Source organism: Burkholderia sp. SIMBA_062, assembly GCF_046534765.1.
Classification (GTDB): domain Bacteria; phylum Pseudomonadota; class Gammaproteobacteria; order Burkholderiales; family Burkholderiaceae; genus Burkholderia; species Burkholderia ambifaria.
The window spans coordinates 1-235 of record NZ_JAWRYD010000630.1 but is presented as its reverse complement, the minus strand read 5'-3'; the positions used below and the strand labels follow the sequence as shown (position 1 = coordinate 235).

The window sequence follows — 235 nt, the reverse complement described above, 5'->3', positions numbered from 1 at the left end:
CCATAGTTGCCTGACTCCCCGTCGTGTAGATAACTACGATACGGGAGGGCTTACCATCTGGCCCCAGTGCTGCAATGATACCGCGAGACCCACGCTCACCGGCTCCAGATTTATCAGCAATAAACCAGCCAGCCGGAAGGGCCGAGCGCAGAAGTGGTCCTGCAACTTTATCCGCCTCCATCCAGTCTATTAATTGTTGCCGGGAAGCTAGAGTAAGTAGTTCGCCAGTTAATAG

The 235-nt window shown here is 53.6% G+C and carries 1 protein-coding gene; it reads right to left on the bottom strand.

Translation table 11 applies throughout. The annotated features are described in order from the left end of the window. Positions 1-235 (bottom strand): serine hydrolase (locus SB786_RS37705; protein WP_410731773.1); only part of this gene is annotated, 235 nt, incomplete at both ends.